Source organism: Methylobacterium sp. P5_C11 (genome assembly GCF_054049775.1).
Map to the genome: position 1 here is coordinate 1 of NZ_JBFULS010000020.1, position 22,524 is coordinate 22,524.

Sequence of the window (22,524 nt, forward strand, 5' to 3'; positions counted from 1 at the left end):
GGGTGGCCGCCACCGCGGCGAGCGCCGCCGCGAGGCCGGCGAGTAAGCACCGCCGCGAACCCGCGCGGGCCTCGGCCGGCGCGGGATGTATCAGATGGGCGCGGTCCTCCGGGGCCGCGCCCTTTTTTTATGGCGCAGCGCACCCCTTTCGCCAGGATCACCAGATCGACGTGACCCATCCCTCATCGGGGGGAGAACGACGCGCGCCGGGGGCGAGGCCGCCGGGTTCGATCCAGGGGCTGCAATGGGTGGACCTCTGCCCGTCTGCGTCCGAGCAGCGAAAGCACGGCAGTCACGAAACGGGGATTCGGATTGCCCTGTTTCGTGACCGGTTCGTGCAGCCGACGATCCGCTGGCTGAAAGCCCCGAGCACGACGGCGAAGGAGAGGAAGCCGGCGACGGTCGGCATCCAGCGATGCGATCACAATCCATAGCATATCGAATGACGAAATTTTTTCGATCCTCTCAATCATTTGCGAAATGTGAATAGAGATCTGAATTCAAATAAAATACGACACTGTGCTGCATATGCCATATTATCGCGGATAAAGGATCGACATATTGCATCCCCGATTTGGGATGACGAGACTATGCGAACGTCGAAGCGGTTGCCGGCCTGGGGCGCTTTGTCTCTCGCCGCATGTCTAGGAGCTGGTATCGCTCATGCCGCTACGGTCGATCGCCAAATCCTTCCTGCGACGGCGCACTATGCGCGCGATGTCGACTGCAGCGACGTTCAGGTCGTTAGACCGATCATCCGTCCGCACACCCATCCGCTGGACGGCAGGATCAGCCCGAACCCGGCCGAGTCGGCCATGAGTCAAGGCGACAGTGCGATCTGCTTCGCCTACGCCACTGCCGACATGATCTCACAGCGCGAGGGCATCATCGTCTCGGCCCTCGATGTCGCGACCCAGTACTACTACGCCGACGCAAGCCGGCTCATGACGCTGCACAATCCGCAGCTGCAACGCTATCTGCGCGAACATCCTCAAATGATGGCCGAGATCTTGGAGGACCGCAACGACACCGACGTGAGCCGCGACCACAACCCCAAGCAGCTGCCTTACTTCGACAAGTTGGAAGACGGGCAGGAGGACGCGGCCGCTCTCCTCTACAACACGACCGGCCTGTGCTCCGATCGAGACTTGCCGTCCTTTGATGGCTACGCCCAACATGTCCGCCTGTTCTCAACGCTGCGCTACCGGGCGGGCATCACGCTGCATGACCGGAGCTACCGCAGCCTCGCCGGCACGGTCGAGAAGCTGCGCAATCCACTGACGGATCCCTTCAACGCCAGCTGGCTCGCCTACGTCGGTCACGCTTGCAAGCGTATCCCGTTACCGGCCCCGCTGCTGCCGGTCTCATACCGGATCGCCGACAATCAGCTCGATTTCATGGACCGGCTCGAACACGGTCATCCGCCGACGCGGGCCGAGAGCGATCGCCTGCTGGGCATGATCGACTACGCCCTCGATCACCACCGCACCCCAACGATCGGCTACAGCTGGTACCTGCTGGAGGACCGAGATCCGAAGGATCCGGACATGGCGGCCGACCACTCGAGCACCCTGCTCGGCCGCCGCCGCGTCGGGAGCACGTGCCAGTACCATCTGCAGGACAATACAGGGGAGTACTGCGCGCGGATGCGCCCGGGTATTGCCGCACGCTGCCGGTTGGGGCGGATTTGGGTGACGGACGAGGAGCTGCGCCGGACTCTCTATAGCGTCATCTATCTGCGATAGGCTTTTGAACCGCGAGCCGAAGCGCCTCCAGACGTGGAGCACACATCGTGGACCAGCGTGGTGGGTGGAGGTCACACGGGACCTGGGCTGTTCGGTCTGGTTGAACGACCGCTTGGGCCAAGGGGCCGAATTCTGTGCATCGACCCGAGGCGAAGCCGTCTGCTCTGGGGGGCGACGGCGGTCTATCCGGCTGCTGTAAGTCGAGACCAGCCTCAGAGAGACGATCGAGTTGGCGAGGTCGGAGGCCGCACAGCGCGATATCGGGCTGCGCGGCCCGAATTGCCCGGCCTGTCAAAGACAGCGACGTCGGCGCCGCCTCATCCGCGAGTCCGTTGCCGCCGAGCATTTGCAGCATGACCTCGGTGAAGCCGCCTCCTCGCGATCCGCCTCCTCGGCGGCCCACGGTTCGGCGCCGCCGGTGCGGATCGCCGACAGGGCCGGCCTCACCCGGCAGCGGACGCGACGGCTTTCGCGGCCTCTCTGCCTCCGAGGCACGTGGCGGAGGGAACGCGGCCCGTGCGTCTGCGTTCGACCGGCGACTTCACACCGGAGACCTCCATGGCCAACGACATGATGCACGACATCTTCAGCGGGGAGCCGAACATATCCACCACCGAGCGCGCCGTCTCGGTGGCTCTCGGGTTGGGGATCGCGGCCGTCGCTGCGCAGCCGCGGCCCAACAAGCTCCTGAGCCTGCTGGCCCTCGTCGTCGGCGTCGGCCTCGCGGTGCGCGGCGCCACCGGACATTGCGCCGTGAAGGCCGCGTCCGAACACATCTGAGCGCGACGGTCGATCGCGGCCGCAAAAAAGGGGCGCCCTGCGGGGCGCCCCTCGTCGTTTCAGGCCGTCGCGGGACGGGTCAGTAGGTGGTGGTGCGGCGGCCGGCGACCATGCCGTAGATGAACAGAACGACCACGGCGCCGACGACGGCGCCGATCAAGCCCGCCCCCTGGTTCGGTCCGTACCAGCCGATGGCCTGGCCCAGGAAGGTCGCCACGAAGGCGCCGACGATGCCCAGGATCGTGGTCAGGATGAAGCCGGCCGGCTCGTTCGGTCCGGGCATGAGGAACTTGGCGATGACGCCGGCGACGAACCCGATGATGATGGTCCAGAGGATACCCATAACAAACCCCAAGGCATGACTGTCGATGGCGGCAAAACGCTTCACGGCCCGCGACGGTTGCCCGCACCCCGCAGTGCGATGACGATTTTCCTCGGGTTCCGGCCTCGCCTGCGCGTGCGGCCCTTTACGGGCGGGGTGGCGCGGCGGCAGATACGCCGGTTCTGAGGTTGTGGAGACGGGCATGGACATTCAGCGGATCGAGCCGGGCAAGCGCATGGCGCAGGCCGTCACCTTCGGCGACATGGTCTACCTTGCCGGTCAGGTCGCCTCCGATACGGTCGGCACCGGGGTGACGATCCAGACCCAGCAGATTCTGTCGGAGATCGACCGGCTGCTGGCCGCGTCGGGCAGCGACAAGGCGCGCATCCTCTCGGCCACGATCTACCTCGCCGACATCGCGACCTTCGCGGAGATGAACGCCGCCTGGGATGCCTGGGTCTCACCGGAGAACCCGCCGGCCCGCGCCACCGTCGAGGCCAAGCTCGCCGCGCCCGAATACCTCGTCGAGATCGTGATCGTGGCCGCGAGGAGCCGGTGAGCGGCCGGCGCCGCGTCGTCCTGGCGGCTGCCGCAGCCGCCCTCCTGGGCAGCGTCCTGGCGGCCCTCCCCCAGGCGCGGCCGGCCTCCGCCGCCGAGGAGCGGGTCGTCAACGTCTACAACTGGTCGGACTATATCGACCCGAAGGTGCTCGACGCCTTCACCCGCGAGACCGGGATCAAGGTCGTCTACGACACCTACGACAACAACGAGATCCTTGAGACCAAGCTGCTGGCGGGCCGGTCCGGCTACGACATCGTCGTGCCGTCGGGTCCCTACCTGCAGCGGCTGATCCGGGCCGGCGCCTTCCTGCCGCTGGACAAGTCCAAGCTGAAGAACCTCGGCAATCTCTGGCCGGAGATCACGAGCCGGCTGGCGGCCTACGATCCCGGCAACACCTACGCCGTCGATTACATGTGGGGCACGACCGGTATCGGCTACAATATCGCCGCCGTGCGGGAGCGCCTGGGCGCCAACGCACCGGTGAACTCGTGGAGCCTCGTCCTCAATCCCGCCTCGGCGAACAAGCTGAAGGAGTGCGGGATCATGATGCTCGACAGCCCCGAGGATCTGATTCCCAGCATGCTCCCGGCCTTCGGCGCCAAGGCGGATTCCAAGCGCTGGGACGACCTGACCCTGGTGACCGACGCCCTCTACAAGGTGCGCGGCAGCGTGCGGAAATTCCACTCGTCGGAATATATCCAGGCGCTCGCCAACGGCGATATCTGCGTGGCGGTGGGCTATTCCGGCGACGTCATGCAGGCCAAGCGCCGCGCCGAGGAGGCCAAGAACGGGATCGACATCGCCTACGTCGTGCCGAAGGAGGGCGCGCTGATGTGGTTCGACACCTTCGCGATCCCGAAGGACGCCGCCCATCCCGCCGAGGCCCTCGCCTTCATCGACTACATGATGCGGCCCGAGGTGGCAGCGGCCAACACCAACTTCGTGACCTATGCCAGCGGCAACCTCGCGGCGAAGAAGTTCGTCAAGCCCGAGATCCTGAGCAACCCCGGCATCTATCCGGACGAGGCGACCATGCAGCGCCTGTCGATCAACACCGCCTGGGACGACCGCACCCAGCGCTTCGTGACGCGGCTCTGGACCCGGGTTCGGACCGGGCGCTGACGCCGACGCCTCGGCGTGAGGGCGATGCCTGTGACCCCCCGAACGCGGTGAAACCCCGGCGCCCTTGGGCGCCGGGGCTCCGCAGCCAATGACTGCGCCTGAAGCCTAGTGTTTGAGGTCGTCCGGAACCTTGCCGCCGTTCTCGGCAAGCTTCTGCATGACCTGCTTGTGCAGCCAGATGTTCATGCTGGCCGAGTCCTCCTTGTCGCCGGTGTAGTGCAGCTCGTCGGCGAGCTGCTTGCGCGCGGCGAGGCCCGAATCGAGGCCGAGGAGCTTCATCAGGTCGACGATCGAGTGGCGCCAGTCGAGGGTCTGCGGGTTCTTCTCGGCGAGGCCGTTGAGCACGGCCGCGACGTCCACGGGCTCGCCGCCGCCGGAGGAGCCCGGGGCCGAGGGGGCCGAGGGGGTCGAGGGGGCGCTCGTACCGGCTGTTCCGGCCGTGCCGCCGGACGGCGCGGGGGCGGCGTCCGCGGTACCTCCGCCGAAGGGATGGAGGATCTTGCTGACGATGCTGCCGAGGAGGCTCATGGGTCCGCTCCGATGATCGAGGCCCGATCTCCGCACCGGGCGGCCATTCAACTGGTTGTGAGGCCGGGCGTTCCGAGGCTGTGCGGGCGCCGGGCGATCAGGGGGCCTTCCAGAGGGCGGCCACCAGTGCGGCCCGCTCCTCCGCGAGCGTGCCGCGCGGCTCCGAGCGGCCGGCGCGACCGTACCAGTACCGTGCGTTGCCGTCGTCGCCCTCGATCCGGTGGAGATGGGCGTGGACCCAGGCAGCCTCGGGGCCGGCCGCATCCTGGACGAGGCCGTGCGCCTGCGCCCAGGCGGCCGAGGCCGGCCCCGACGGGTCCCGGGTGAGCCACCACAGCGCGGCGAGCGGGGCGGACCAGCCCGGCGGCGGCTCGCTCGCGGTCAGAGTTGCCGCGAAGGACGGGGGCAGGCATTCGGTCACGGCGATCCCCTCCGCGGCGGTTCACCGGCCGGCGGCGCGCTCCGGCGGCCAGCGGCCGCGGCGCTGGCGGGCGGACCAGGCGTAGCGGGCGTCGCCGTCCAGGCGGTCGAGATGATCCGAGAGCCGGTTGCGTTCAAGCCAAGACAAGGCGGCCTCCAGTTCGGGCAGGGTCATGGTGGTCCGACCCTTGCCGAGGACGCGCTTGAGCACGGCGTTGTAGCGATGGGCGAGGTTGCTGCCGCGGGGCACCCGCAGGGAGGTCTCGTCCTCCACCGCCTGGGCCGCCACCGTGGCGGCGAGCCGCTGGCGCAGGGTCCGCTCGGTGATCGAGGGTGGCTCGGGGGCCGGTGCCGCCGGGGCCGGGTCGGCGAGGCGCGGGCGCAGCAGGGCGTAGCGCAGCCCGATCGCGTTGCTCTCCAGGGGCGTGATGCCGGCGGGCTCGTCGTCGCGCCAGCGGGTCCGCTCCGGCACGACGGCGCTCGTCGGCCGCTCGCGGGGCGGGCGCACGCTGCTGCCTTGCTCGGTCTCGAGTTCCAGGCGGAACCTGGCGAAGAGCGGGTCGTCGGGATGGAAGATCAGCGCCTGCTGGGCGTCGTAGGACCCCGCATGCGGATCGACCCGGGTCGCCCGGGCGAGCATCTGCTCGAGCCAGGGTCGCGAGCGGATATGGGTCAGGGCCGCGACGACCGCGACCTCCGGGGCGTCGAGACCCTCGTAGGCCATGGCGACCGTCACCAGCACGGCCGGTTCCGGCATCAGGCGGAACGCGGCGAGCGCCGCGTGGGCATCGCCCTGGCCGGAGGTCGCGAGGCGGACGTCGCGCTCCCCCTGCCCCGCAGGCATCCACCCCCGCAGGGTCGTGAGGTAGGCCCGCGCGCTCGCCTGATCGGGGGCGACGACGAGGAGCTTGCCGAGCCCCCGCGCCGGCTCGCCTGGGCGAAGGTTCCGCTCGGAGCGGCGCCGGGCGCGAAGGCGTTTGGTGGCGAAGAACGCCTCGCTCAGGAGGTCGCGGGCGAAGCCCGTCCGCAGTGCGGTGAACAGGGCCGGCCGCGTGGTGATCCGCACCGAGCCCGCGCCCAGCCGGTGCGGACCGACCCGCGGGCTGTCGCCGGCGATCCGGCCGCCCTCCAGCCAGCTCGCCTCGCCGTCGATGGCGCCGAAGGTCACCGGCAGCACCGCCCGCTCGGCGAGGGCCTGCGCCCGGGAATAGCCGATCACCGCGAGGCCGGGGGCGTCGAGGTCGAGGTCCGGCCCCCGTCCGAGGGCAGCGGGCTTATAGGGCAGGCCGAGGATACGCCGCCCGTCGGCCCGCTCCAGCGTGCCGGACAGGTAGAGGCGGAACGCGGCCGCCTCCATGACGGGCAGCATCGCGCGGGACCACGCGCCCGCCTCCGCATCCTCGGCGGAGGCCTCGTCGGATCCCGGCCGTCCGGGCACCGGCAGGTGGTGGACCTCGTCGACCACCAGCAGGGTCCGGTGCGTCCGTGCCTCCGCGAGGTGGAGGGCGGGTGCGGCGGCGACCGCCTGATAGGTGGTGATGTAGCCGGCCAGGCCCCGGGCGGGGTCGCGCTCGTTGTCAGCGGCCCGCACGCTCAGCGCGTGCCCGAAGACCGCGCGCCACAGGGGATCCGCGAAGGCCTCCTCGGCCTGGAGGCGCAGGGAATCCCGCGGCACCACCCAGACCACGCGCTCGACGAGACCCGCGGCGATCAGCCGGTGCGCGGCGATCACCGGCAGCAGCGACTTGCCGCCGCCGGGCGTGACCGCCGCCAGGATCTTCCGGACAGGCCCCGCCTCCCCGCTCGCCATGGCCGCCACCAGGGCCATCAGCGTGCGCTGGTGCGAGCGCAGGGACGGGGGGGGACGGGTCAAGGACCGGCGAAGCAGGGCGACATCCGGCTACCGTGGCCGATCCGGATTCCTTTGTGAATCCCCGGAGTCGCGGAACGTTCGCGTTTTCGTCCCGGGCGCAGCCGCGCCGCACCCGGCGCGATCGGCCCGCGCAGTCCGCGGATGCGCGCATCGACACGGGATCGGGGCGCCATAAGCGTTGACACCCGGCCGCCCCCTCACCATAACGGCGCCGCGGGCGAACAACCCGCCTTGGGGGAATGTCCCGAGCGGCAAAGGGGGCGGACTGTAAATCCGCTGCGTAAGCTTCGTAGGTTCGAGTCCTACTTCCCCCACCAAGTCCTTCCCGAATTCGTCAGCCCTGTTTCGCCAGCGCAGCCTCGATGCGCGCGGCTGCAGCGGCCGAGAAGCCCTTGCCTTCGAGCCCCTGTCCTGCGGCCGCCTGGCCCGTGAGCGCGCGGCGCTTGCCCCCGGGCAGGTGCGCCTGCCGCAGGGCGTGGGCGTCCCGGTGGCTGGCATGGGTGATCGCGATGGCCAGGGCGTCGGCGGCGTCGGCCACGCGGAACTCGGCCTTCGGCAGCAGGAAGCGCACCATCGCCTGGATCTGGACCTTCTCGGCGTGGCCGGAGCCCGCCACGGTCTTCTTGATCAGGTTGGCGGCGTATTCGAAGACCGGCAGGCCGGCCAGCGCCGGAACCACCAGCGCCATCGCCCGGGCATGGCCGAGCTTGAGGGTCGCCTGCGCGTCCTTGTTGACGAAGGTCTCCTCCACGGCGACCTCGTCGGGCCGCACGCCCGAGACGATCCGGCCGATGCCCTCGAACAGCTCCCGCAGGCGCAGCGCCAGCGGCAGGTCGCCGTCGGAGGTCACGACGCCGCAATCGCCATAGGTGAGCTTGGTGCCCTGGGCGGTGATCAGGCCCCAGCCGGTGCGGCGGAGGCCGGGATCGATCCCGAGGATGCGGACGGGGCTGGACATGATGCTCCACGGCTCGACGAACGGCCCGAGGCTGCCGTACGTATCGTGAACGCTTGGTTTCACCAAGGCGCACGAATCCGGAGGACGATCATGAGCGCGGAAACCCCGATCAGCCGGTTCCCGGTGCCGCCCCTCTCCGAGATGCCGGAGGATCTCCGTGCGCGGATCGTCGAGGTGCAGGAGAAGGCGGGTTTCGTGCCCAACATCTTCCTGGCGCTGGCGCATCGTCCGGACGAGTTCCGCGCCTTCATGGCCTACCACGACGCGCTGATGGACCGGCCGGGCAACCTCTCCAAGGCCGAGCGCGAGATGATCGTGGTGGCCACCAGCGCTGCCAACGCGTGCCTCTACTGCGTCGTCGCCCATGGGGCGATCCTGCGGGTCCGGGCCAAGAACCCGCTCATCGCCGATCAGGTCGCGATCAACTATGCCAAGGCCGACATCACCCCGCGCCAGCGCGCCATGCTGGACTTCGCCGTGAAGGTGGCGACGGCCTCCCAGAGCGTCGGGGCGGCGGATCACGCGGTGCTCGCCGGACACGGCTTCGGCCCGGACGACGTCTGGGACATCGCGGCGATCACCGCGCTCTTCGCCCTGTCCAACCGGCTCGCCAGCGTGGCAGACCTGCGGCCGAACCGCGAGTTCTACGCGATGGGCCGCTGACTCCGCCGATCAGACGCGCCGGCCCAGTAGGATGAGGGCGGTTCCCGCGAGGCAGACCGCGCTGCCCGCGAGATCCCAGCGGTCGGGCCGCTGGCCCTCGGCGAGCCACAGCCACAGGACCGAGGCGGCGACGTAGACACCGCCATAGGCCGCGAAGGCACGCCCGGCTGCCGGGCTGTCCACCAGGGTCAGCAGGGCGGCGAACGCGGTCAGGGATGCGACTCCCGGGACCGCCCACCAAGCGGTGCGTCCGAGCCGGAGCCAGGCCCAGAACGCGAAGCAGCCGGCGATCTCGGCGAGGGCGGCGCCCGCATAGGCGAGGAGGGTCATCGCATCATCTTGGCACGACGCGCGCCGCGGGCCGAGCCAGAATGCCGTTAAGCGCCCGGCAAGGACGATGCGGTCGAGTGGCGCCATGACCGCGCACCCGACGAACGACGAGCAAATGCTGTTTCCAGGCGACGCGCGCCTGCGCGCGACCGTCCTGGCCTGGATCGAGGGGCTGGCACGCGAGCGGCGGATGTCGCCCAACACCGTCGAGGCCTACGGGCGCGACCTGCGCCAGTTTCTCGTCCACCTCGCGTCACGGCAGGGCACGCCGACGATTCCGATGCTGGTGGCGTTGAAGGTCCGGGACATCCGCACCTTCATGGCCGCGCGCCGGGCCGACGCGGTCTCCGGCCGCTCGCTGATGCGCATGCTCGCGGGGCTGCGCTCCTTCGCGCGCTTCCTGGAGCGCGAGGGCTTCGGCACCGTGTCGGCTTTGGGTGGCGTACGCTCGCCCAAGGTGCCGCGGCGGCTGCCGCGTCCCCTGCCCGTCGCCGCCGCGGTGGCGCTGACCGATACCGCGATCCGCGTCGGCGAGGAGCGGGAGCCCTGGGTTCTCGCACGGGATGCCGCGGTGCTGGCGCTGCTGTACGGTTCGGGCCTGCGCATCTCCGAGGCGCTCGGTCTGACCCGCCGCGACGCGCCCCTGCCTGGGGTCGATCAGGTCACCGTGCTCGGCAAGGGCGGCAAGCAGCGCATGGTGCCGATCCTGCCCGTTGTGGCGCGGGCCGTGGCCGACTACGTCGCCGCCTGCCCTCTGCCCCTGCCCCCGGACGGACCGCTCTTCGTCGGTGTCCGCGGGGGTCCGCTGTCCCCCCGGATCATCCAGTACACCGTCGCCCGCGCCCGCGGCGCCCTGGGCCTGCCCGAGAGCGCCACGCCGCACGCCCTGCGACACTCCTTCGCGACGCACCTGCTCGCCCGCCAGGGCGAACTGCGCGCGATCCAGGAACTCCTCGGCCACGCCTCCCTGTCGACCACCCAGCTCTACACGCAGGTCGATGCCGCCCGTCTCATGAGTGCCTATGCGGCGGCTCACCCACGGGCGGCCCGCTGATCAATAATTGATGGAGCGCTTGACTTCGTGGCGGATCTTCATCCGCTATAGACAGCTGATCCGGTCGACCCAGCACATTGGCGAGCCTTTAAGGTCTTCGTCACGATCTTCAGTGACAATGTGCATCGGGACCGGGTCGACTTGGGCGGGCGTCATGGAGCTTCAGGACGGGGGGACGCCAGCACGTGTCGTGATCGCGGATTGCGATTCCGGCCGCCGCGCCTCCCTGCGGGACATCGTCCGGCGCTTCAATCCTGATGCGGTGATCGACGAGGCGACCTCGGGCCAGGCGCTCTGCGACATCCTGCTCCGTCACCGACCGACCCTGGCCTTCGTCGGCCTTCAGCTCGATGATCTCAGCGGACCCGAGGCCGTCGCGGTCGCGCGCCGGGCCGGCGCCGAGCCCCCCTGCCTGGTCCTGGTCGCCACCCGCGTGCTGCCGCACTGGCAAGACATCGCGACGAGCCTCGGAGCCTACGAGGTCCTGAAGACGCCCCTCGATCCGAGCCATATCGAGCAGCTCCTCCACGCCGATGCCCGTCGGCGTGCGCCGACGCGGGCGTTGCTCGCCTGCTCGACGCCGGCGGGGCGCTCGGCCATCAGCCGCGTCGTGGCACGCAGCGGCTTCGCCATCGAGATGGACGAGACCGATGACGGCCGCCACGCCCTCAGGCTGCTGAAGCTCGCGGCCTACGACTTCGCCTTCATCGACGTGAAGCTCGTCGGCATCGACGGGCTCGAACTCGCCTGCCAGATCCAGCCCCTGGGGCTCGCCACCCGGATCACCCTGCTGACGACGGCCGAACTGGAGCCGGTCGCCCAGGCGGGCCGCTATTTCGGGGTCGATGCGGTGCTGCGGATGCCGTTCTACGCCCGCGACATCGACCTGGCCCTGCACAACGCCCTCGGGCTGCGCAGGCCATACCTGCTGAACGCCCTCACCGCCCCGCCAGCGCCGAGCGCGCTCCTGCGGATCGCCGACCTGCCGAATCCGCGGCGCAAGATCGCCTGATCGTCGGGGGATCGGGCCGCGTCACCCCCCGGCGCCCGATCCCGCACCGTCGACGGGAGGCCCCTGCGCCTTCCGCACCCAGCGCCGGCCAGGGTCGGGCAGGCCGGGGTCGGGGCAGGCCGAGATCGGGAATCGGGCCTCGACTTTGGCCAGCGCGCTCAGACGTGGATCGCGCGCTTGTTCACCGCCAGCGCGGCTTCCTTGACTGCCTCGGTGAGCGTCGGGTGCGCGTGGCAGGTGCGGGCGATGTCCTCCGACGAGGCGCCGAACTCCATCGCCACCGCCACCTCGGCGATCAGGTTGCCGGCATCCGCCCCGACGATGTGCACGCCGAGCACCCGGTCGGTCTGGGCGTCGGCCAGCACCTTCACGAACCCGTCCGTGGTGCCGTTGGCCTTGGCCCGGCCGTTGGCCGTGAATGGGAACTTGCCGGCATTGTAGGCGATGCCGTCCATCTTCAGCTCCTCCTCGGTCTTGCCCACCGAGGCAACCTCCGGGAACGTGTAGACGACGTTCGGGATCACACCGTAATTCACGTGGCCGGATTGGCCGGCCAGCATCTCGGCGATCGCCACCCCCTCGTCCTCGGCCTTGTGGGCGAGCATCGGGCCGGCGATCACGTCGCCGATCGCGTAGATGCCGGTGACATTGGTGGCGTAGTGCGAGTCCGTGAGGATCCGGCCCTTGTCGTCCCGCTGGACGCCCACCGTGTCGAGGCCCAGACCGTCCGTGTACGGCACGCGGCCGATCGCCACGAGGACCACGTCGGCCTGCAGCGTCTCCGCCGCGCCGCCCGCGGCCGGCTCGACGGTGACGCTAGCGCCCTTCTTGCCGACCTCGACGCCGGTCACCTTGGTCGACAGCTTGAACGCGATGCCCTGCTTGGTCAGGATCCGCTGGAACTGCTTGCCGACCTCGCCGTCCATGCCGGGCAGCACCCGGTCGAGGTACTCCACCACCGTGACCTCGGAGCCGAGCCGGCGCCAGACGGAGCCCAGCTCCAGGCCGATGACCCCGGCGCCGATCACGAGCAGCTTCTTCGGCACCCGGTCGAGTTCGAGGGCGCCGGTCGAAGAGACCACGACCTTCTCGTCGATGGTCACGCCGGGCAGGCGGGCCACGTCGGAGCCCGTGGCGATCACGATGCTCTTGGTCTCGAGCATCTGGTTGCCGCCGTCCTCCGCGATCACCTCGACGCGGCCCGCGCCGGCGATCCGGCCTGTGCCGTGGAAGGTGTCGACCTTGTTCTTCTTGAGCAGGAACTCGACGCCCTTGGTGTTGCCGGCGACGCCCTCGGCCTTGAAGGCCATCATCTTCTTCAGGTCGAGCTTCGGCGTGCCGACGTCGATGCCGAGATCGGCGAAGTGCGTGTTGGCCTCGTCGAAGGCCTCGGAAGCGTGGAGCAGCGCCTTCGACGGGATGCAGCCGACGTTGAGGCAGGTGCCGCCGTGGGTGGCGCGTTTCTCGACGACGGCGGTCCGCAGGCCGAGCTGCGCCGCGCGGATCGCGCAGACGTAGCCGCCGGGGCCGGTGCCGATGACGACGAGATCGTAGGACATGAAGGTTCGCTTCCGCTCGGTCGTGCCGCGTTGGGACGGGCAGGGAATGTCAGGTCGGGCCGGGGCTCAGCGGCCGCCGCCGATGTCGAGGATCGCCCCCGTGGTGTAGGCGGCCTCCTCCGAGAGGAGCCACACGATCGGCGCGGCGACCTCCTCGGCGGTGCCGGCCCGGCCCATCGGGACGCCGGGGCCGAGGCGCTCCACCCGGTCGGGCTCGCCGCCGCTGGCATGGATCTCGGTGGCGATGATGCCGGGGGCCACGGCGTTGACGCGGATCCCGTCCCCGGCCACCTCGCGGGCGAGCCCGATCGTCAGGGAATCGATGGCGCCCTTCGAGGCGGCGTAGTCCACGAACTGGCCCGGGCCGCCCAGCCGCGCCGCCACCGAGGACAGGTTCACGATCGCGCCCCCTGCCCCGCCGCGCTTGGTCGACATCCGGCGCACCGCCTCGCGGGCGCACAGGAAGCTGCCGACCACGTTGGTGGTCATCATCCGCTGGAGACGGGCGACGCTCATGTCGGCCACGTCGGACTTCACGTCGACGACGCCGGCATTGTTGACCAGCGCCGTGAGGCGCCCGAGCCCGTCGGCCGCCTTGAACAGGGCGATGACGTCGGCCTCGCTGCCGACATCGCCCTGCACGGCGAGCGCCGTCCCGCCCTTGGCGGTGATCGCGTCCACCACCGCCTGAGCCGCGGCGGCGTCCGACACGTAACTCAGGCAGACGGCGTAGCCGCGCTCCGCCAGGAGCAGCGACACCGCCCGGCCGATGCCGCGGCTGCCACCGGTGACGATCGCGACCCTGTTCTCAGCGCCCGACATGACAGCCTCAGAGATCCAGCACGAGCCGCGCCGGATCCTCCAGCGCCTCCTTGACCCGCACCAGGAAGGTCACGGCCTCCTTACCGTCGACGATGCGATGATCGTACGACAGCGCCAGATACATCATCGGCCGCGCCTCGATCTTGCCGGCGCGGACCACCGGGCGCTCCTCGATGCGGTGCATGCCCAGGATGCCCGATTGCGGCGCGTTGAGGATCGGCGTCGACATCAGCGAGCCGTAGATGCCGCCGTTGGTGATCGTGAAGGTGCCGCCCTGCATGTCCTCGATGGACAGCTTGCCGTCGCGGGCCTTCTTGCCGAATCCGGCGATCTTCTTCTCGATGCCGGCGATCGACAGGTCGTCGGCGTCGCGCACCACCGGCACGACGAGGCCCTTATCGGTGCCGACCGCGATGCCGATGTGGTAGTAGTTCTTGTAGACGAGGTCCTGCCCGTCGATCTCGGCGTTGACCGCCGGCACGTCCTTGAGGGCGCCGATCACCGCCTTGGTGAAGAAGCCCATGAAGCCGAGCTTCGTGCCGTGCTTCTTCTCGAAGATGTCCTTGTACTGGCTGCGCATCGCCATCACGGCCGACATGTCGACGTCGTTGAACGTCGTCAGCATCGCGGCCGTGTCCTGCGCATCCTTGAGGCGGCGCGCGATGGTCTGGCGCAGCTTCGTCATGCGCACGCGCTCCTCGCGCGCGGCGTCGTCCGGCGCCGAGGGCGCGCGCGGCAGGGTCGGGCGGGCCTCCTTGGCGGGCGCCGACGGGGCCGGACCCTTGGCGATGGCACCGAGCATGTCGCCCTTGGTGATGCGGCCGTCCTTGCCGGAGCCGTTGACACGCGACGGGTCCAAGCCGGACTCGCGGGCGAGCTTGGCCACCGCCGGACCGTTGTCGCCGACAGGGCGCTGCTGGGCTGCCGGAGCCGCCGCGTCGCCGTGGTTGCCGTAGCCGGCCGACGAATCCTGGGCCGGTGCCGCGGCCTTCGGGGCCTCGCTCCGGCTCTCGGCCTTGGTCTCGGCGACCTCCTTCGGTGCCTCCTTGGGCGCCGCCTTCTTGGCCGTGCCGCCGCCGGGGCCGGCCTCGACGATCGAGCCGAGCAGGGCGCCGGGCTCAACGGTTTCGCCGTCCTTGACCAGGATCTCGCCGAGTTCGCCGGCCGCCGGGGCGTTGACCTCCAGGGTCACCTTGTCGGTCTCGAGTTCGACGATCGGCTCGTCGGCCGCTACGGTGTCGCCGGGCTTCTTGAACCAGCGGCCGATGGTGGCCTCGCTCACGGATTCGCCGAGGGTCGGGACGAGGATGTCGGTAGCCATAGGTCTCGCACTTCCGGATCGGTTGGGCCGTGCCGGACGGCCTGGAAAGTGACGGCGGCGGCCCGAMCGGGCCGCCGCCAAGTCCTGAAACGAATCAGACCGCCAGGGCCTCGTTGAGGAAGGCCTGGAGCTGGGCCTGGTGCTTCGACATCTGGCCCACGGCCGTCGAGGCGGAGGCGGGGCGGCCGACGTAGCGGGCGCGCTTCACCGCGGAGCCGGCCTGCCCGAGCACCCATTCGAGGTAGGGCTCGACGAAGGCCCAGGCGCCCATGTTCTTGGGCTCCTCCTGGCACCAGATCACGTCGGCGTTGCGGAAGCGCGCCATCTCGTTGGCGAGTGCCTTGAGGGGGAACGGGTAGAGCTGCTCGACGCGCATCAGGTAGATGTCGTTGAGGCCGCGCTTCTCCCGCTCCTCCAGCAGGTCGTAATAGACCTTGCCGGAGCACAGCACGACGCGGCGGATCTTGTCGTCGCGCACGAGCTTGTTCGGCGCGCCCTCCTCCTCGGCGTCGTCCCAGAGGACGCGGTGGAAGGTCGAGCCCTCCGCCAGGGCGTCGAGGCTCGAGACCGCCCGCTTGTGGCGCAGCAGCGACTTCGGCGTCATCAGCACCAGCGGCTTGCGGAAGTCGCGCTTCAGCTGCCGGCGCAGGATGTGGAAGTAGTTCGCCGGCGTCGTGACGTTGGCGACCTGCATGTTGTCCTCGGCGCAGGCCTGGAGGTATCGCTCCAGGCGGGCGGAGGAGTGCTCGGGCCCCTGCCCCTCGTAGCCGTGGGGCAGCAGCAGCACGAGGCCGGACATCCGCAGCCACTTGCGCTCACCGCTGGCGATGAACTGGTCGATCACCACCTGGGCGCCGTTCGCGAAGTCGCCGAACTGCGCCTCCCACAGGACCAGCGCGTTCGGCTCGGCCAGCGAATAGCCGTACTCGAAGCCGAGCACCGCCTCCTCGGAGAGCATCGAGTTGATGATCTCGATGGAGGCCTGGCCCTCGCGGATTGCGTTGAGTGGCGTGAAGCGCTGCTCGTTCTCCTGATCGATCACCACGGCATGGCGCTGCGAGAAGGTACCGCGTTCCACATCCTGCCCCGAGAGGCGGACGCGGTTGCCGTCCAGCAGCGTCGCGCCGAAAGCCAGAGCCTCGGCGGTCGCCCAGTCGATGCCGACCCCCGTCTCCACCGCCTTGGCGCGGTTGTCCATGAAGCGCTGGATGGTGCGGTGCAGGTGGAATCCGGGCGGCGCCTGGGTGATCCTGCGGCCGATCTCCTGCAGGGTCTCGGCCGGCACGGCGGTGCGGCCACGGCGCGGATCGTCCACGTCCTCGTGCACGGCCTTGAAGCCGGACCAGCGGCCGTCCAGCCAGTCGGCCTTGTTGGCCTTGTAGTTGGTGGCGACGTCGAGTTCGCTGTCGAGCATGCCGCGGAACTCGGCCTTGCGGGAGTCCAGCGCCTCCTGGGTGACGGAGCCGTTCTCGACGAGCTTGCGGCCGTAATTCTCCAGCACCGACGGATGCTTGCGGATCCGCTGATACATCTTCGGCTGGGTGAAGGCCGGCTCGTCGCCCTCGTTGTGACCGAAGCGGCGGTAGCAGAGCATGTCGATGACGACCGGCTTGCCGAACTTCTGGCGGTATTCCACCGCGACCTTGGCCGCGAAGGTGACGGCCTCGGGGTCGTCGCCGTTGCAGTGGAAGATCGGCGCCTCGACCATCTTGGCGACGTCGGACGGGTAAGGCGAGGAGCGCGAGAAGCGCGGATCGGTGGTAAAGCCGATCTGGTTGTTGATGATGAAGTGGATCGAGCCGCCGGTGCGGTGGCCCTTGAGGCCCGACAGGCCGAAGCACTCCGCGACCACACCCTGGCCCGCGAAGGCGGCGTCGCCGTGGATCAGCAGCGGCAGCACCGTCCGGCGCTCGATGTTGGGCTTGGCCCACTGGTCCTGCTTGGCGCGGACCTTCCCCAGCACCACCGGATCGACGATCTCGAGGTGCGAGGGGTTGGCGGTGAGCGACAGGTGGACATTGTTGCCGTCGAAGGCGCGGTCCGAAGATGCGCCCAGGTGGTACTTCACGTCACCCGAGCCCTCGACCTCCGCCGGGGAAGCCGAGCCGCCCTTGAACTCGTGGAAGACCGCCCGGAAGGGCTTGGCCATCACGTTGGTGAGCACGTTGAGCCGGCCGCGATGGGCCATGCCGAGCACGATCTCGCGCACGCCCAACGCGCCGCCTCGCTTGATGATCTGCTCCAGCGCCGGGATCATCGACTCGCCGCCGTCGAGGCCGAAGCGCTTGGTGCCGGTGTACTTGAGGTCCAGGAACTTCTCGAAACCCTCGCCTTCGATCAACTTGTTGAGGATGGCTCTCCGACCTTCCGGCGTGAAGGAGATCTCCTTGTCCTTGCCCTCGATCCGCTCCTGGATCCACGCCTTCTCGGCGGGGTCGGAGATGTGCATGAACTCGACGCCGAGCGTCTGGCAGTAGGTCCGCTCCAGGATGTCGACGATCTCGCGGATCGTGCCGAACTGGAGGCCGAGCACGTTGTCGAGGAAGATCGGCCGGTCCCAGTCGCTCTCCTGGAAACCGTAATGCTGCGGATGCAGCTCCTCGTGGTCGCCCCGGGGAGCGAGGCCCAGCGGGTCGAGCTTGGCGTGCAGGTGGCCGCGCATGCGGTAGGAGCGGATCAGCATGATCGCCCGCACCGAATCCTTCGTCGCCTGCTCCACCGACACGCCGGTGGTGGCGGAGACGCTGTCCTGCGGCTTGCCGGGCTTGGCCTCGCGGGCGACGATCTTGTCGCCGATGGCCTTTTCGAGGGCACCCCAATTGCCGTCGAGCGCCGAGACCAGCTCACCGTTGAGGGGCACCGGCCAGTTCGGCTTCTCCCAGGAGGCGCCCGCGGCGTTCTTCTCGACCAGGGTCTCGTCCTCGCCGAGCCCCTTGAAGAAGGTCTGCCATTCCGGATCCACCGAGGCCGGGTTGCGGGCGTAGGCCGCCTGCAATTCCTCGATGTAGGCGGCGTTGGCGCCGTAGAGGAACGAGGTTTCGAGGAGCGCTTCGTTCACGTCCTGGCGTGCCATGGTGCGTCCATCCTGTCGCGCGGGCAGGATCCCCTGCCCTTCGGGCTCCCCGTCAGCGCGGCGGATCGCCCTCAAACCAAAACGGGGCGGGTGACCGCCCCGCTGAAATCATCTCTGCCCACCCGATATGGGCGTTGCGGCCCTGCGATGGCCGCAACGCAGGCGCGCGGGCGCTCAGCCCTTCAGGACCTCGACCAGGGTCGAGCCGAGGCGGGCCGGCGACGGCGACACGCGGATGCCCGCGGCCTCCATGGCGGCGATCTTGTCCTCGGCGCCGCCCTTGCCGCCCGAGATGATCGCGCCGGCATGGCCCATGCGGCGGCCCGGAGGCGCCGTGCGGCCGGCGATGAAGCCGACCATCGGCTTCCTGCGCCCGCGCTTCGCCTCGTCCTTCAGGAACTGGGCGGCCTCCTCCTCGGCCGAGCCGCCGATCTCGCCGATCATCACGATCGACTCGGTCTTCGGGTCGGCGAGGAACAGCTCCAGCACGTCGATGAACTCGGTGCCCTTGACCGGGTCGCCGCCGATGCCGACCGCAGTGGTCTGGCCGAGGCCGGCATTGGAGGTCTGGAACACCGCCTCGTAGGTCAGCGTGCCCGAGCGGGAGACGATGCCGACGGAGCCCGGCCGGAAGATGTTGGCCGGCATGATGCCGATCTTCGACTCGCCGGCCGTGACGATGCCGGGGCAGTTCGGCCCGACGAGCCGCGACTTCGACCCCGTGAGCGCCCGCTTCACCCGCACCATGTCGAGCACCGGGATGCCCTCCGTGATGCAGACGATCAGCGGCACCTCGGCGGCGATCGCCTCGCAAATGGCGTCGGCGGCGCCCGGCGGCGGCACGTAGACCACCGAGGCCTCGGCGCCCGTGGCCTCGCGGGCCTCCGCAACGGTGTCGAACACCGGCAGGCCGAGATGGGACGAGCCGCCCTTACCGGGGCTCGTGCCGCCGACCATCTTGGTGCCGTAGGCGATGGCCTGCTCGGAGTGGAAGGTCCCGTTCTTGCCGGTAAAGCCCTGGCAGATGACCTTAGTGTTGGCGTCGATCATCACCGACATGATCAGGCTCCCTTCACGGCGGCGACGATCTTCTGGGCGGCGTCGTCGAGGTCGTCCGCCGGGATGACGTTGAGGCCGGAATTGCGGATGATGGCCTTGCCCTGCTCGACGTTGGTGCCTTCCAGGCGCACCACCAGCGGCACCTGCAGGCCCACCGCCTTCACGGCCGCGATCACGCCGTTGGCGATCACGTCGCACTTCATGATCCCGCCGAAGATGTTGACGAGGATCCCCTTCACGTTGGGGTCGGCGGTGATGATCTTGAACGCCGCCGTGACCTTTTCCTCGGACGCGCCACCGCCGACATCGAGGAAGTTCGCCGGCTCCTCGCCGTAGAGCTTGATGATGTCGAGCGTCGCCATGGCGAGGCCGGCGCCGTTGACCATGCAGCCGATCGTGCCGTCGAGCGCGATGTAGGCGAGGTCGTACTTGGAGGCCTCGATCTCCTTGGCGTCCTCCTCGGTCTCGTCGCGGAGCGCCATGATGTCCGCGTGCCGGTAGAGGGCGTTCGAATCGAAGGCCATCTTGGCGTCGAGGCACTTGAGGTGCCCGTCGGCGGTCAGCACCAGCGGGTTGATCTCGAGGAGGCTCATGTCCTTGGCCACGAAGGCCGCGTAGAGCTTCTCCGTCAGCGCGGCGGCTTCCTTGGCCTGGGCGCCGGTAAGGCCCAGCGCCTTGGCGACGGCGCGGCCGTGATGGGGCATCACGCCCGTGGCCGGATCGACCGCGATCGTGTGGATCTTCTCGGGCGTGTCGTGGGCGACCGCCTCGATGTCCATGCCGCCCTCGGTGGAGACCACGAAGGCGACGCCGCCGGTGGTGCGGTCGACCAGCATCGAGAGGTAAAATTCCTCGGCGATCTGGGCGCCTTCCTCGATGTAGAGGCGGTTGACCTGCTTGCCGGCCGGTCCGGTCTGGATGGTCACCAGCGTCTGGCCGAGCATCTCGCCGGCGAACTGCTTGACCTCGTCGATCGACTTGGTGACGCGCACGCCGCCCTTGGCGCCTGCGGGAGCGCCCTTGAAGGTGCCCTTGCCGCGGCCGCCCGCGTGGATCTGGCTCTTCACGACCCAGACGGGGCCGCCGAGTTCCTTGGCGGCGGCCTCGGCCTCCGACGGGTTGAAGATGGCCACGCCGCGGGAGACGGGCAGGCCGAACTCCTTCAGCACGGCCTTGGCCTGATATTCGTGGATATTCATCGGAGCCTCGTAAGGAGGGGCGAATAGGTGGCAGCGAGCGGCGCGTAGAGAAATCGAGCGATTGGGATTCGAATCTCCGAACGCTACGCGCTGCCCGGTCCCCGCTTACCGGTCAGGCGAGGTTGCTGTCGACGGCCTTGCAGGCCTCGATGAGGCCCGTCACCGAGGCGACCGACTTCTCGAACATCGCCTTCTCGGCGGCGTCGAAGGTCACCTCCAGGACGCGCTCCACGCCGTTGGCGCCGATCACGATCGGCACGCCGATGAACATGCCCTTCACGCCGTACTGGCCGTCGAGGTAGGCGGCGCAGGGCAGGACCCGCTTCTTGTCGCGCAGGTAGCTCTCGGCCATGGCGATGGCGGAGGCGGCGGGCGCGTAGAAGGCCGAGCCGGTCTTGAGCAGGTTGACGATCTCGCCGCCGCCCTTGCGGGTCCGGTCGACCATGGCGTCGAGCTTCTCCTGGGTGGTCCAGCCGAGCTTGACCAGGTCGGTCAGCGGCACGCCCGCGACCGTGGAGTAGCGGGTCAGCGGGACCATGTCGTCGCCGTGGCCGCCGAGCACGAAGGCGGTGACATCCTCCACCGAGACCTTGAACTCCTCCGCCAGGAAGTGGCGGAAGCGGGCCGAGTCGAGCACGCCGGCCATGCCGACGATCTTGTTGGTGGGCAGGCCCGAGAATTTCTGCAGCGCCCAGACCATGGCGTCGAGCGGGTTGGTGATGCAGATCACGAAGGCGTCCGGCGCGTAGGTCTTGATGCCCTCGCCCACCGCCTGCATGACCTTCAGGTTGATCCCGATCAGGTCGTCGCGGCTCATGCCGGGCTTGCGCGGCACGCCGGCGGTGACGATCACCACGTCGGCGCCCTTGATGGCAGCGTAGTCGCTGGCCCCCGCGTAGGTCGCGTCGAAGCCCTCGACCGGGGCGGCCTCGGCGATGTCGAGGGCCTTGCCCTGCGGCACGCCGTCCACGATGTCGAACAGCACCACGTCGCCGAGGTCCTTGAGGCCGGCCAGGAGGGCCAGGGTGCCGCCGATCTGGCCGGCGCCGATGAGCGCGATCTTGTTGCGAGCCATGTCGGATGTGTCTCCGCTGCGTTCGACTTCGGTGATGCGTTGCGCGAGGCCGGGACTGCTCGGCCGCAAGGGGCCGAGACCGGATTCGCCACTCTGAAATCTGCGCGGCTGTGTGGCCGAAAAGCACCGTGGCTTCAACCCGATGCAGCGCGGGGAGGCTACCCGCCGGACGGCCGCCAGGCGCTGCCGGGGCGCCGGAGGCTGCAAGGAAACGTCAACGTCGCGAAGGTTTTAGGTGCAGTGCACCCTTGGCCGAACGGGCCGGGAGGCCCGGATGACAGATCTGAAAAGCTGTCATTTTGCGCTGTGGGGGGCGGCCCGGCACAGCGAATTCGAAAAGCGAAAGGCCCGGACGGGCGGTCCGGGCCTTCGTTGCGGTCGCTCTGTCAGACGGACGTCAGAGGATGCCGGAGCGCAGGACCCGCTGGATCGCGTGGATGACGGCCCCGAACCGGGCCTCGATCAGGTCGCGCGGAACCTCGGCGTCGTGCTGGATCGCCAGCGGATGCGTGAAGCGGTAGCTCGCGTCGAAGATGTAGGCGATCGCGCGCTCCCGATCGCGGGCCGAGAAGATCCCGGAGGTGATCCCCTCCTCGACCACCCGCTCCACGAGACTGCGAAGGCGGACACGGTGCCGCCGGGCGATCGGTCGGGCCGACACGGTGGCGTCGAGATGGACCGCGAACAGGTTCGGCTCGTCGAACAGGGCGTCCCGCTGGACCGTCGCGAGGGCGGTCAGCAGACGCTCGATCTTGTCGTCGGCGGGATCGGGCGCATCGGCGATGCCGGCGAGCCGGGCCTCGACCTCGCGCAGCCAGCGTCCCGCCACCGCGTCGAGGAGCGCATCCTTCGACGGGAAGTAGCGATATACGTTGGCGTGCGTCATGCCGGCTTCCGCGGCGACGGCTACGACCGTCACGCGCTTGGGTCCGAGCCGCGACAGGTGCTCGGTGGCGATGCCGAGGAGCCGCACGTCGGCCGCGACCGGAGCCCGCGGACGCGCCGGATTCACCCCGTCACCGCTTTCGCGGAGCGCGCCGGTCTCGGC

Annotated in this window: 22 protein-coding genes and 1 tRNA gene; 9 read left to right on the forward strand and 14 right to left on the reverse strand. The window is 69.4% G+C overall.

From position 1 onward, the window contains the following. The 3 genes from ACXJKQ_RS12820 to ACXJKQ_RS12830 form a co-directional block, all read left to right on the forward strand. The coding region (locus tag ACXJKQ_RS12820; RefSeq protein WP_457106121.1) for a hypothetical protein at positions 1-434 on the forward strand (434 nt) is incomplete at its 5' end. Between the two features lie 156 nt (positions 435-590). After that, positions 591-1,745 carry a hypothetical protein gene (locus tag ACXJKQ_RS12825; RefSeq protein WP_457106122.1) on the forward strand — a complete coding sequence of 385 codons (1,155 nt, stop codon included), beginning with the start codon at positions 591-593 and terminating at the stop codon, positions 1,743-1,745. Positions 1,746-2,303: 558 nt separating this feature from the next. Next, positions 2,304-2,525, forward strand: coding sequence for a YgaP family membrane protein (locus ACXJKQ_RS12830; RefSeq protein ID WP_457106195.1), 222 nt, complete (start codon positions 2,304-2,306; stop codon positions 2,523-2,525). Between the two features lie 79 nt (positions 2,526-2,604). On the opposite strand, the gene ACXJKQ_RS12835 is transcribed toward ACXJKQ_RS12830, so the two are convergent. Further along, a complete protein-coding gene (locus ACXJKQ_RS12835; RefSeq protein WP_457106123.1) occupies positions 2,605-2,868 on the reverse strand; it encodes a GlsB/YeaQ/YmgE family stress response membrane protein in 264 nt (87 codons plus the stop codon). 181 nt (positions 2,869-3,049) lie between these two features. On the opposite strand from ACXJKQ_RS12835, the gene ACXJKQ_RS12840 reads away from it, so the two are divergent. After that, the gene (locus ACXJKQ_RS12840) at positions 3,050-3,406 is read left to right on the forward strand and encodes a RidA family protein (protein ID WP_457106124.1); all 357 of its coding nucleotides are present in this window, start codon (positions 3,050-3,052) and stop codon (positions 3,404-3,406) included. Then, entirely contained in the window at positions 3,403-4,530 is a 1,128-nt protein-coding gene (locus ACXJKQ_RS12845; protein ID WP_457106125.1) for a polyamine ABC transporter substrate-binding protein, read from the forward strand. Before ACXJKQ_RS12840 ends, ACXJKQ_RS12845 begins: the two co-directional genes overlap by 4 nt. A gap of 105 nt (positions 4,531-4,635) precedes the next feature. Here ACXJKQ_RS12845 and ACXJKQ_RS12850 read toward each other — a convergent pair whose 3' ends face one another. The 3 genes from ACXJKQ_RS12850 to ACXJKQ_RS12860 form a co-directional block, all read right to left on the reverse strand. Further along, the gene (locus tag ACXJKQ_RS12850; protein ID WP_457106126.1) at positions 4,636-5,058 is read right to left on the reverse strand and encodes a DUF3597 domain-containing protein; all 423 of its coding nucleotides are present in this window, start codon (positions 5,056-5,058) and stop codon (positions 4,636-4,638) included. Between the two features lie 97 nt (positions 5,059-5,155). After that, positions 5,156-5,479: a hypothetical protein gene (locus tag ACXJKQ_RS12855; RefSeq protein ID WP_457106127.1), complete on the reverse strand. Its 324-nt coding sequence runs from the start codon at positions 5,477-5,479 to the stop codon at positions 5,156-5,158. Between the two features lie 21 nt (positions 5,480-5,500). Then, on the reverse strand, positions 5,501-7,351 hold the full coding sequence (locus ACXJKQ_RS12860; protein WP_457106128.1) for a DEAD/DEAH box helicase: 1,851 nt from the start codon (positions 7,349-7,351) through the stop codon (positions 5,501-5,503). Positions 7,352-7,584: 233 nt separating this feature from the next. Between ACXJKQ_RS12860 and ACXJKQ_RS12865 the strand changes: the two genes are divergently transcribed. Further along, positions 7,585-7,668: transfer RNA gene (locus ACXJKQ_RS12865), tRNA-Tyr, on the forward strand. A gap of 17 nt (positions 7,669-7,685) precedes the next feature. Here the strand turns inward: ACXJKQ_RS12865 and ruvC are convergent. Further along, the gene (gene ruvC / locus ACXJKQ_RS12870; protein ID WP_457106129.1) at positions 7,686-8,309 is read right to left on the reverse strand and encodes a crossover junction endodeoxyribonuclease RuvC; all 624 of its coding nucleotides are present in this window, start codon (positions 8,307-8,309) and stop codon (positions 7,686-7,688) included. Between the two features lie 90 nt (positions 8,310-8,399). Between ruvC and ACXJKQ_RS12875 the strand changes: the two genes are divergently transcribed. Further along, positions 8,400-8,972 carry a peroxidase-related enzyme gene (locus ACXJKQ_RS12875; protein WP_457106130.1) on the forward strand — a complete coding sequence of 191 codons (573 nt, stop codon included), beginning with the start codon at positions 8,400-8,402 and terminating at the stop codon, positions 8,970-8,972. Between the two features lie 9 nt (positions 8,973-8,981). On the opposite strand, the gene ACXJKQ_RS12880 is transcribed toward ACXJKQ_RS12875, so the two are convergent. Further along, positions 8,982-9,302, reverse strand: coding sequence for a YnfA family protein (locus ACXJKQ_RS12880; RefSeq protein ID WP_457106131.1), 321 nt, complete (start codon positions 9,300-9,302; stop codon positions 8,982-8,984). An 85-nt stretch (positions 9,303-9,387) separates the two neighbouring features. Here ACXJKQ_RS12880 and ACXJKQ_RS12885 point away from each other — a divergent pair, with 85 nt between their 5' ends. Together ACXJKQ_RS12885 and ACXJKQ_RS12890 are read left to right on the forward strand one after the other, a co-directional pair. After that, positions 9,388-10,356 (forward strand): tyrosine recombinase XerC, encoded by a 969-nt coding sequence (locus ACXJKQ_RS12885; protein ID WP_457106132.1) that lies wholly within the window; start codon positions 9,388-9,390, stop codon positions 10,354-10,356. 190 nt (positions 10,357-10,546) lie between these two features. Continuing rightward, entirely contained in the window at positions 10,547-11,368 is an 822-nt protein-coding gene (locus tag ACXJKQ_RS12890) for a response regulator (RefSeq protein WP_457106133.1), read from the forward strand. A gap of 158 nt (positions 11,369-11,526) precedes the next feature. Here ACXJKQ_RS12890 and lpdA read toward each other — a convergent pair whose 3' ends face one another. The 8 genes from lpdA to ACXJKQ_RS12930 form a co-directional block, all read right to left on the reverse strand. Next, complete coding sequence (gene lpdA / locus ACXJKQ_RS12895) at positions 11,527-12,927, reverse strand: dihydrolipoyl dehydrogenase (protein WP_457106134.1); 1,401 nt, start codon at positions 12,925-12,927, stop codon at positions 11,527-11,529. Between the two features lie 66 nt (positions 12,928-12,993). After that, positions 12,994-13,749, reverse strand: coding sequence for an SDR family oxidoreductase (locus ACXJKQ_RS12900; RefSeq protein WP_457106135.1), 756 nt, complete (start codon positions 13,747-13,749; stop codon positions 12,994-12,996). A 7-nt stretch (positions 13,750-13,756) separates the two neighbouring features. Then, positions 13,757-15,070: a 2-oxoglutarate dehydrogenase complex dihydrolipoyllysine-residue succinyltransferase gene (odhB, locus tag ACXJKQ_RS12905; protein ID WP_457106136.1), complete on the reverse strand. Its 1,314-nt coding sequence runs from the start codon at positions 15,068-15,070 to the stop codon at positions 13,757-13,759. Between the two features lie 94 nt (positions 15,071-15,164). Beyond that, on the reverse strand, positions 15,165-18,143 hold the full coding sequence (locus tag ACXJKQ_RS12910; RefSeq protein ID WP_457106137.1) for a 2-oxoglutarate dehydrogenase E1 component: 2,979 nt from the start codon (positions 18,141-18,143) through the stop codon (positions 15,165-15,167). 174 nt (positions 18,144-18,317) lie between these two features. After that, entirely contained in the window at positions 18,318-19,202 is an 885-nt protein-coding gene (gene sucD, locus ACXJKQ_RS12915) for a succinate--CoA ligase subunit alpha (RefSeq protein ID WP_457106138.1), read from the reverse strand. 2 nt (positions 19,203-19,204) lie between these two features. Next, positions 19,205-20,401 carry an ADP-forming succinate--CoA ligase subunit beta gene (sucC, locus tag ACXJKQ_RS12920; protein WP_457106139.1) on the reverse strand — a complete coding sequence of 399 codons (1,197 nt, stop codon included), beginning with the start codon at positions 20,399-20,401 and terminating at the stop codon, positions 19,205-19,207. Positions 20,402-20,513: 112 nt separating this feature from the next. Beyond that, positions 20,514-21,476: a malate dehydrogenase gene (gene mdh, locus ACXJKQ_RS12925; protein WP_457106140.1), complete on the reverse strand. Its 963-nt coding sequence runs from the start codon at positions 21,474-21,476 to the stop codon at positions 20,514-20,516. A gap of 397 nt (positions 21,477-21,873) precedes the next feature. After that, positions 21,874-22,488 (reverse strand): TetR family transcriptional regulator, encoded by a 615-nt coding sequence (locus tag ACXJKQ_RS12930; RefSeq protein WP_457106141.1) that lies wholly within the window; start codon positions 22,486-22,488, stop codon positions 21,874-21,876. Between the last annotated feature and the right edge of the window lie 36 nt (positions 22,489-22,524).

Excerpts from the sequence above, each read along its gene's own strand:
- ACXJKQ_RS12825 (WP_457106122.1), top strand. The coding sequence starts at position 591 with ATGCGAACGTCGAAGCGGTTGCCGGCCTGGGGCGCTTTGTCTCTCGCC.
- ACXJKQ_RS12830 (WP_457106195.1), top strand. The coding sequence starts at position 2,304 with ATGGCCAACGACATGATGCACGACATCTTCAGCGGGGAGCCGAACATA.
- ACXJKQ_RS12835 (WP_457106123.1), bottom strand. The coding sequence starts at position 2,868 with ATGGGTATCCTCTGGACCATCATCATCGGGTTCGTCGCCGGCGTCATC.
- ACXJKQ_RS12840 (WP_457106124.1), top strand. The coding sequence starts at position 3,050 with ATGGACATTCAGCGGATCGAGCCGGGCAAGCGCATGGCGCAGGCCGTC.
- ACXJKQ_RS12850 (WP_457106126.1), bottom strand. The coding sequence starts at position 5,058 with ATGAGCCTCCTCGGCAGCATCGTCAGCAAGATCCTCCATCCCTTCGGC.
- ruvC (WP_457106129.1), bottom strand. The coding sequence starts at position 8,309 with ATGTCCAGCCCCGTCCGCATCCTCGGGATCGATCCCGGCCTCCGCCGC.
- ACXJKQ_RS12875 (WP_457106130.1), top strand. The coding sequence starts at position 8,400 with ATGAGCGCGGAAACCCCGATCAGCCGGTTCCCGGTGCCGCCCCTCTCC.
- ACXJKQ_RS12880 (WP_457106131.1), bottom strand. The coding sequence starts at position 9,302 with ATGACCCTCCTCGCCTATGCGGGCGCCGCCCTCGCCGAGATCGCCGGC.
- ACXJKQ_RS12885 (WP_457106132.1), top strand. The coding sequence starts at position 9,388 with ATGACCGCGCACCCGACGAACGACGAGCAAATGCTGTTTCCAGGCGAC.
- lpdA (WP_457106134.1), bottom strand. The coding sequence starts at position 12,927 with ATGTCCTACGATCTCGTCGTCATCGGCACCGGCCCCGGCGGCTACGTC.
- ACXJKQ_RS12900 (WP_457106135.1), bottom strand. The coding sequence starts at position 13,749 with ATGTCGGGCGCTGAGAACAGGGTCGCGATCGTCACCGGTGGCAGCCGC.
- odhB (WP_457106136.1), bottom strand. The coding sequence starts at position 15,070 with ATGGCTACCGACATCCTCGTCCCGACCCTCGGCGAATCCGTGAGCGAG.
- ACXJKQ_RS12910 (WP_457106137.1), bottom strand. The coding sequence starts at position 18,143 with ATGGCACGCCAGGACGTGAACGAAGCGCTCCTCGAAACCTCGTTCCTC.
- sucD (WP_457106138.1), bottom strand. The coding sequence starts at position 19,202 with ATGTCGGTGATGATCGACGCCAACACTAAGGTCATCTGCCAGGGCTTT.
- sucC (WP_457106139.1), bottom strand. The coding sequence starts at position 20,401 with ATGAATATCCACGAATATCAGGCCAAGGCCGTGCTGAAGGAGTTCGGC.
- mdh (WP_457106140.1), bottom strand. The coding sequence starts at position 21,476 with ATGGCTCGCAACAAGATCGCGCTCATCGGCGCCGGCCAGATCGGCGGC.